Below are 7,983 nucleotides of genomic sequence, written 5' to 3'. Positions count from 1 at the left end.
TTTAGCCTTTAGCCTTTAGCCTTTAGCCTTTAGCCTTTAGCCTTTAGCCTTTAGCCTTTAGCCTTTAGCCTTTAGCCTTTAGCCTTTAGCCGCCAGTACCCCATGTTCATTGACTAAGAGGAAAAGTGTGTTAACAAAAAAAGCAGCCATCGTTGCTATGGCTTTGTTATTGAGCGCTTGCGGCTATCATTTACGCGGCGCTTTTCAATTGCCCGAAAATATGAAAAAGGTTTACGTGGAAGGCGGGTCCGAGCCTCTGCGCGAACAATTCAGGCAAATCATAAAAGCATCTTCCGCCCAACTTGGCAGTTCTCGTGAAGGAGCGGCTATCGTCATTAAGATATTCAACGAAGATTTTAACAGGCGCGTGCTGTCGCTCAGTACCCGAGGTAAATCTAACGAGTTTGAGCTGGTTTATCGCCTGGACTATGAACTTGCCAATGCTAGAGATACGTTACTGACGGAGCGCCAGTCTGTTGAAATTAGTCGTGAGTATTACAACGACCAGCAATTTGTCATTGCCAAGGATAATGAAGAAGCCACGATACGCACAGAAATGTATCAACAGGCGGTCCATGCCATCGTTAACCGCGCAAGAGTCGTATTAGAGGCCAACGCTAAATAGCATGCGACTTAAGCCAGAACAAGTCGTTGCGGCTTTACAAAAAGACTTGGCTCCCGTTTATCTTGTCTGCGGCGACGAGCCGTTGCAGATCGGCGAAGCTGCCGATGCGATCCGGGCCGCGGCCCGGAAAGCGGGCTACGACAGCCGCGAGGTTCTTGTTGCCGATGCAGGCTTTTCATGGAACGCATTAGCCGAGTCGGCGGGTTCTCTATCACTATTTGCCGATAAAAAAATCATCGATTTAAGAATGCCGACCGGTACGCCGGGAATAGAAGGCGCGAAAGCGTTGCTCTCTTATTGCGAACGTTTGCCGGAAGATACTTTGTTATTAATTACCTCGCCGAAGATAGCCGGCGCTTCGTTAAAAGCGCGCTGGTTCCAGGCTTTGGATAAAGTCGGTTGCGTCGTTCAGGTTTGGCCGTTGGAAGGTCAGGATTTGCTTCACTGGTTGCAGCAAAGAATGCAGCGCCGTGGACTCAAGGCCGAGCCGGAAGGCATAAAAACTTTGGCCTCCAGGATTGAGGGGAACCTGTTGGCCGCGGCTCAGGAAATTGAGAAACTATACGTGCTATACGGTACCGGCCACCTCAGCAACCAGCAAATTTTCGATGCGGTGGCGGACAGTTCCAGGTTTGATGTGTTTAAGCTGATCGATAGCGTACTGGCCGCCAAAGTAGGCCGGATTTTCAAGATACTGTCGGGCCTGAAGGCGGAAGGCGTTGCTGCTCCGGTAGTGTTATGGGCTTTGACGCGGGAAGCCAGGGCATTAATCAAAATTAAGCTGGCTTTGGCTCAGGGGCAAAACAAGGCGCTGGTCTTTAAAAATAACCAAATTTGGGATAAGCGCCGGCCACTGGTTAGCGATGCGTTGAATAGACTGGCGGATACCGACCTGAATAGAATACTGACGTTGAGTGCAAAAGCGGATCGGCAGATAAAAGGCCAACAGCCAGGAGATTCTTGGGAAACATTGCTGGCTGTTTGCCTGGTATTTGCAGGGCCTAAGCAAGGAGTCTGAGGGCGGCGATATTAAGCCGTTGCCGGGCAGCGACAGCTTTTAGGGGAGGTACAGTCTAAATCTGGCCCCGCCAAGCTGGCTATTGTTGTCAGTCGTAATAAAACCCCGTTTATCGCCTTTGATGTGCAATTGCGCGATTGTTTCGGTAAAGAATAGGCCCAGGCCAGTATTGCCGTTAGCCAAATCGGCTTGCGGAAGTTGCTTGTGATCGGATGCGGTCAGACTTTCTGGATAGCCGTTGCCGTCGTCTTCAATGCAGAACACTACATAATCATCTTCCTGGACCGCCGAAAGCAGGACTTTGCTGTGACAATAACGCTGGGCGTTATTGACCAAGGTGCAAAGAGAATTTGTAATCAAGGCATTGTCGCAATAGCAGAATAGATCGTCGTGACATTCGGTAATCAGTTCAATATGACTTAAGGATAATAAGGTGGATTGCTGGGCCACAACATCCTCTAACATATCGGCGACGCTATACTCGTCTATCGACAGGTTGAATTGCGATAAATCGATTTTATAGAGTATCAATAATTGCATCAGGCAATTGTTCATGCGATTGGTCTCAAATTCCAATTGCTTGAATTCAGTTGGCTTGGGGTCCTGGTAGACACTTTCAAGCTGACTGAGCAGTGCCTGAAGAGCGGTTAGCGAGTTTTTTATGTCGTGAACTGAAGATGCCAGAATAGTGGAAAAGCCGATTGACGACATTGGAGTATTGGACATTGGGTTGCTCACTGGTTGATTTTTTGTTGAAGGGCATCCAGTTCTATTTGCAGCCCGCTGATTTGACTGTGAGGTATGCCTAATTGAACCGCCTTATTGATAAATGATTGGGCTCTCGTGATTTTTTCAAGGCTGGGCCTAGATACTTTCATATCGTGGATAATAATTTTGATCATGTTTAGGATAATCGTATGATTATCGGGCATTTTCTCAATAGCTTTTTCAAAAACGGCCAGAGCCCCTTTGATATTTCCTTCCTGGAACAGGCTAACGCCTTTATTGTTGATGTCGACCAGCTCTTTCTTAATGCGCTGAATCAGTATTTCGGCATGATTCTCGCTGATAACGTTGTTGCACATCGCTACTACGTCCTTGATAAAAAGTTTGTCGTCGATATTGGTTTTAATTAAATCGCCTAGAATTTCATCGCAAACTTCGCCGTTTCCATTCAGATAAAAAGTCTTCGCCATTTCCAGGCGTAATTCCTTGGGTATCTGCTTGTTAAATTGTTCGTTTAATTTTAATGCCTTGTCATAAGCTTGCTGGGCCAGCGCCTTATTGCCTTTGACACGATGGATCTCGTTTTCCAATAGGGCGGCCCTGAGCTTTGCTTCGGGGTCGTTATGAGATTGCTGGTTCAGCTCATACAATATCTTTAGCGCTTCGTTGGCGGCGTTGTTTTTTAAATGCAGATTGGCCAAGCCCGAGTAGTCGGCGGACGAGCCGTGTATAGAGTCTTTGCCCAACTTAATGGTTGCGGTATAGGCTTTTTTGGCGACAGGGAAGTTTTCGGTTTTATCGGCCAGCAAAGCCAGTTTCTTCTGTCTTAAGATAGACATAGGCGAAAGCGTAACGGCCGAATTAAGCGAAGAAACGGCATGTTCATCGTTGCCCATCAATTCGTGCGCTTTTACCAGCCAGTCGTAAGCTTCCAACATGACAGGATACTGCTCGATCAGGTCTTGGAACGTCTTAATAGCTTGATCGTAGTAGCCTAGATAAAACGCGACAACACCCAAGCCCAACCTGGCCCAAGGCAGCTCTCTTTCATGCAGAATATCCTGATAAACTTCCTCCGCCTTTCTAAAGTCGCCAACCTTAATGGATAGTTCCGCGTAGGTTTTTAATAATTGCAAACGCATTTTTTTGTCGTCCTGCTCAAGCAGTTTTTCGCAATTATGTATGGCCGAATAAAGATTGCCGCTTTCTATTTCATCTTCAATGCCGGCCATGTAATTTTTGCGAACATAGCAGCGCTCAATGCGATTTAACAGTTGCATCCGGTTAAAAGGTTTAATCAAATAGTCATCGGGCTTGTTGTCGATGGCGGTAAGAACCATGTCCTGGCTCTGCTCGCAAGTGACCATGATAAAAATGGCATGAACCGGTAATAATTTAAGATATTTCGCTTCTTCCAGAACCTGCTGGCCGTTTTTTCCCCTGAGCAGATTGTAATCGCAGAGCACAATATCAAATTTGTCTATTCTCATCGCCGTTATTGCGTTGATGCCGGATTCCGCCTCAATAATATGCCTGGCGCCGAACGAACCCAGAATATGCTTGATGGTTTCGCGCATGATCGATTGATCTTCGACGACCAATATTTTTTTTGACGAGAGGTTTATAGCCATAACGAATTAATCGGGTATTTCATCTGTTGGATTCGGGCTTGAAAAAAATCAATGCGTCCTTATATTGGATTTAATCTTAATAATTAATCAGGATTAATAGAAAAATGACTGTTGAAGCAAAAAAAGAAACCCTAGGATTTGAAACTGAAGTTAAGCATCTACTGCATTTAATGATTCATTCATTATATAGCAACAAGGAAATATTTTTACGCGAATTGATTTCCAACGCGTCGGATGCGGCCGATAAATTGCGCTTTGAAGCGCTGTCGAACGACAGCCTGTACGAAGGCGACAGCGAGCTGAAAATCCGCCTGGAATTCGACCAGGACAAACGCACGATCACCATCATCGATAACGGCATTGGCATGACCCGCGCCGAAGTCCAAGAGCATATCGGCACCATCGCCAAATCGGGCACCAAACAGTTTTTTCAAGCATTAACCGGGGACCAGGCTAAAGACAGTGAATTGATCGGTCAATTCGGCGTAGGTTTTTACTCCGCATTTATCGTTGCCGATAAAGTTACTTTAACCACCCGCAAAGCCGGCGCCGATAAGAGCCAAGGCGTACGCTGGGAATCCGCGGGCGAGGGCGACTATACATTGGAATCGGTAGAAAAAGCCCAACGCGGCACCGAAATTGTGCTGCACTTGAAAGAAGACGAAAGCGAGTTCCTGGACGGCTACCGCATCCGCTCGATTGTCAGAAAATTCTCCGACCATATCTCGTTGCCTATTGTGATGGACAAAGAAATCCCTGCGGTTAAGGGTGAAGAAGGCGAGGAAGAAAAACCGGCGGAAATCGTCGAAGAGACTGTTAACTCGGCTTCCGCGTTATGGACCAAAGCCCGTCAGGATATTACCGAAGAAGCGTATAACGAATTCTACAAACACGTAGGCCACGACTTTCAAGACCCGCTGACTTATGTACACAGCAAAGTCGAAGGCACCAATGAATACACCTTATTGCTTTACGTACCGTCGCGCGCGCCTTTCGATTTGTGGGACCGGGATGCCAAGCACGGAGTAAAACTGTATATCCGCAAAGTATTCATTACCGACGATGCCGAGCAATTGATGCCGCGTTACCTGCGTTTCATCAGGGGCATCATCGACGCGGATTCGCTGCCGTTGAACGTATCGCGTGAAATCCTGCAACAAAGCAAGCAAATCAGCGCGATCAAATCCGGCGCCGTTAAAAAAGTCTTGGGTATGTTGGAAGATTTGGCTAAGGATGCGGAAAAATACGAAAAGTTTTGGTCTCAATTTGGTTCGGTTATCAAAGAAGGCCCGATTGAAGATCACGGTAATAAAGAACGTGTCGCCAAATTGTTGCGCTTTGCTTCAACCTATAACGATAGCGACAAGCAGGATGTGACACTGGAAGATTACGTCAGCCGGATGAAAGAAGGGCAAGACAAAATTTACTACGTTACCGCCGACAGCTACTTGGCGGCCAAAAACAGCCCGCACCTGGAAATTTTCCGTAAGAAAGGCATCGAAGTCCTGTTGCTGTCCGATCGTATCGACGAATGGCTTGTCGGCAGCTTGGACGAATTCGACGGCAAGCATTTGCAATCCGTTGCGAAAGGCGATTTGGATTTAGGCGCGCTGGACAGCGAAGATGAGAAAAAAGCCCAGGAAGAAGTCAACAAGGATTTTGAATCGGTATTGAAGCAAATCAAAGACGTGCTGGGCGAGAAAGTCAGCGAAGTGCGCTTGACCCATCGCTTGACCGAATCACCGGCTTGTTTGGTCGCCGACGTTTACGGCATGAGCCTGAATATGGAGAGAATCATGAAAGGCGCCGGCCAGAATTTAGGTATGGGAATGGGCAGAAAACCGATATTCGAGCTTAACCCGACCCATCCGCTGGTGGTTCGTATGAGAGAAGAGCAAGACGACAGCCGTTTTGCGGATTTGACTCATATCTTGTTTGATCAGGCTATTTTGAGCGAAGGCGGACAGTTGGACGATCCGGCGGCGTTTGTGCATAAGTTGAATGGGTTGTTGCAGGGGTTGTTGCATTAAAAGCTAAGAAAGCGCTTTATAGAACACGGATGACAGAGATAAGACGGATTGCTACGGATTTTCATCTATTGTATGAATTTCCCGGAGTCCAAAGTTAGATTTGGCCGTTTCAGCATAAGGAACGAACGCTGATGAATTAAAAAAGGCCGGATAACATCCGGCCTTTTTTATGGGTGAGTCTTTTTTGATTTGCGTTTAGATAGCTTGTGTTCCAACCCAATTTTCCAGTTTTAAGCCGTTAGCCCGTTCGAATTCGCGCGTATTGTTAGTCAATAAAGTCATGTTTTCCGACAACGCAATCGCAGCAATTTGAACGTCATAGGCCCCGATCGGCAAGCCTTGTTTTTGCAGGTCGCTACGAATCTTCGCCGCTTTGATAGCCGCATCAACGGTAAAATCCACAATCGTTAAGGGGGCGATAAAATTTTCCAAGGCCGCCAAGTTGCGTTGCTGAGAATTATTTTTCTCGATTCCATAGTACAACTCAAACAGGGTAACGGTGGAAATATGTAGTTGTTTGATCTGGATTTGTTGAAAGCGGGCGAATACTTCGGGCGGATGTTTTTTGATCAAGTAGATGCAGATATTGGTATCCAGCAAATAGCGGGTCATCCGGACTAACCCCAATCCCGTTCTTGAGCCTGTTCAGGTTGATTGCGCCCGTCACTCATAAAGTCGTCGGAAAATTGGTTTATCGCTTCAAACCACTGTTCCCAGGAAGTTTCGATAGGCTCTAGAATGACTTTATTGCCCTGCTTGGAAATTTTGACTTCTTTGCCGGGTAGCCTGAATTCCTTGGGTAATCGTACGGCTTGCGACCGGCCGTTTTGAAAAAGTTTTGCTGTTGGCATGATATTACACCTCTGAAAGATAGATGCCAGAAGTATATATCAATAGGTGGGCAGAGTGGACAAGTTTCTGCCCACTGTTTAATTGAAGCGGCTGCTTAAATCTATTTTGTCGCCATTGACCACGCCTGATTTGATAGCGATAGTTCCTTTTCTATTCAAAACTAAGTACCGCATCGGAGCGCGACTTTTGGGCGCGAAGATAACTCAATACAAATAATGGCGGCGCTTCAGCAGAAATATTGTCACACCATGCGATAGCATTCTTACGAGTATCTTTGAATCTAAAAACATTAGACGGCGCATTTCCAAGCCATTCACAAATAACATTATCTGCTTTGTCAGGAGCATGCTGTTGAATAAATGCCTTAATCAACTTCTCCAACGCCTTTTAATCCTCCATTCTGGGTAAGTCTAAGAACCAGCAAAATTCGTGCAGTGTTGGCGTTGTCGATCCACGTACATCGGCCTGAGGCTAAGGACATTGCTTGTTTTCCCACGCCCTTGGCCGTTATAAGTTGCTGTTCTTTCATCAGCGTACTGCCTATTAATGTTTGCAATTAGGGTTTAATGTCAGACCGAAGCATTGATTTGTTGCTTTGCCATGAGCGCACTGTTGCCAATCCTTGAGCAATCGAACTGCTACAAGCATCAAAAAACGCTTTTCCGTACACTGGCACAAGTCGTATTACCTCATCTTTACCAACGGCTTTTACCAAAGGTTGGAGCGATTCTTGTCCGATATTCCATTGCAAAATTCCACAGGAAATACCCTCTGCGTCAAAATCTCCTGACACTCCTGCCCACGGATTGCCATCGGGTTCAAATCCACCTGTTATTTCAAGTGATGTTCTTAGCCAATTGCTATTTAATTCCATAATTTTCCCAGCGTTTCTTAAGTGTCAAAGTTGCGATGTTAGCTGTAGTGGTTTTCAGAGTTATAGTTTGTAAATTCTTTATAGACGAACCTCTTATCGAATCTACATCTGCGAAGAATTACTTAATTGTTAATCTGCTAGAACTTACGCATTGACAGCCGGTATAGAATATGAGGCATGAACTAACCCTAGGCAACGGAAGGCCCGCCCGTGATAAGAAAAATAAG

Annotated in this window: 10 protein-coding genes; 3 read left to right on the top strand and 7 right to left on the bottom strand. The window is 46.1% G+C overall.

The features are described 5' to 3' along the window. The first annotated feature begins 127 nt into the window (after window positions 1-127). Together EKO24_RS06725 and holA are read left to right on the top strand one after the other, a co-directional pair. The gene (locus tag EKO24_RS06725) at window positions 128-625 is read left to right on the top strand and encodes an LPS-assembly lipoprotein LptE (protein ID WP_241674422.1); all 498 of its coding nucleotides are present in this window, start codon (window positions 128-130) and stop codon (window positions 623-625) included. Between the two features lies 1 nt (window position 626). Then, on the top strand, window positions 627-1,643 hold the full coding sequence (gene holA, locus EKO24_RS06720; RefSeq protein WP_127030718.1) for a DNA polymerase III subunit delta: 1,017 nt from the start codon (window positions 627-629) through the stop codon (window positions 1,641-1,643). A gap of 39 nt (window positions 1,644-1,682) precedes the next feature. On the opposite strand, the gene EKO24_RS06715 is transcribed toward holA, so the two are convergent. Both EKO24_RS06715 and EKO24_RS06710 read right to left on the bottom strand, forming a co-directional pair. Beyond that, window positions 1,683-2,369 (bottom strand): sensor histidine kinase, encoded by a 687-nt coding sequence (locus EKO24_RS06715; RefSeq protein ID WP_127030717.1) that lies wholly within the window; start codon window positions 2,367-2,369, stop codon window positions 1,683-1,685. A gap of 8 nt (window positions 2,370-2,377) precedes the next feature. Then, entirely contained in the window at window positions 2,378-4,000 is a 1,623-nt protein-coding gene (locus tag EKO24_RS06710) for a tetratricopeptide repeat-containing response regulator (RefSeq protein ID WP_127030716.1), read from the bottom strand. Between the two features lie 104 nt (window positions 4,001-4,104). Here EKO24_RS06710 and htpG point away from each other — a divergent pair, with 104 nt between their 5' ends. Further along, window positions 4,105-6,030, top strand: a complete 1,926-nt coding sequence (htpG, locus tag EKO24_RS06705) for a molecular chaperone HtpG (RefSeq protein WP_127030715.1) — start codon at window positions 4,105-4,107, stop codon at window positions 6,028-6,030. Between the two features lie 195 nt (window positions 6,031-6,225). Here htpG and vapC read toward each other — a convergent pair whose 3' ends face one another. The 5 genes from vapC to EKO24_RS06685 all read right to left on the bottom strand — a co-directional run bounded on the left by vapC (window position 6,226) and on the right by EKO24_RS06685 (window position 7,756). Continuing rightward, entirely contained in the window at window positions 6,226-6,642 is a 417-nt protein-coding gene (gene vapC / locus EKO24_RS06700; RefSeq protein WP_127030714.1) for a type II toxin-antitoxin system tRNA(fMet)-specific endonuclease VapC, read from the bottom strand. Between the two features lie 5 nt (window positions 6,643-6,647). Then, complete coding sequence (gene vapB, locus EKO24_RS06695) at window positions 6,648-6,881, bottom strand: type II toxin-antitoxin system antitoxin VapB (RefSeq protein WP_127030713.1); 234 nt, start codon at window positions 6,879-6,881, stop codon at window positions 6,648-6,650. Between the two features lie 151 nt (window positions 6,882-7,032). Continuing rightward, window positions 7,033-7,263: a hypothetical protein gene (locus tag EKO24_RS06690; protein ID WP_127030712.1), complete on the bottom strand. Its 231-nt coding sequence runs from the start codon at window positions 7,261-7,263 to the stop codon at window positions 7,033-7,035. Beyond that, window positions 7,247-7,411 (bottom strand): hypothetical protein, encoded by a 165-nt coding sequence (locus EKO24_RS22345; protein ID WP_154671584.1) that lies wholly within the window; start codon window positions 7,409-7,411, stop codon window positions 7,247-7,249. The genes EKO24_RS06690 and EKO24_RS22345 overlap by 17 nt, the downstream gene beginning before the upstream one ends. Before the next feature lie 27 nt (window positions 7,412-7,438). Beyond that, window positions 7,439-7,756, bottom strand: a complete 318-nt coding sequence (locus EKO24_RS06685; RefSeq protein WP_127030711.1) for a hypothetical protein — start codon at window positions 7,754-7,756, stop codon at window positions 7,439-7,441. Window positions 7,757-7,983 lie beyond the last annotated feature (227 nt).

The sequence above is a fragment of the Candidatus Methylobacter oryzae genome (assembly GCF_003994235.2).
GTDB lineage: Bacteria > Pseudomonadota > Gammaproteobacteria > Methylococcales > Methylomonadaceae > Methylobacter_A > Methylobacter_A oryzae.
Note: the sequence above shows the minus strand (reverse complement) of the source record. Positions and strands in the feature narration are given on the sequence as shown.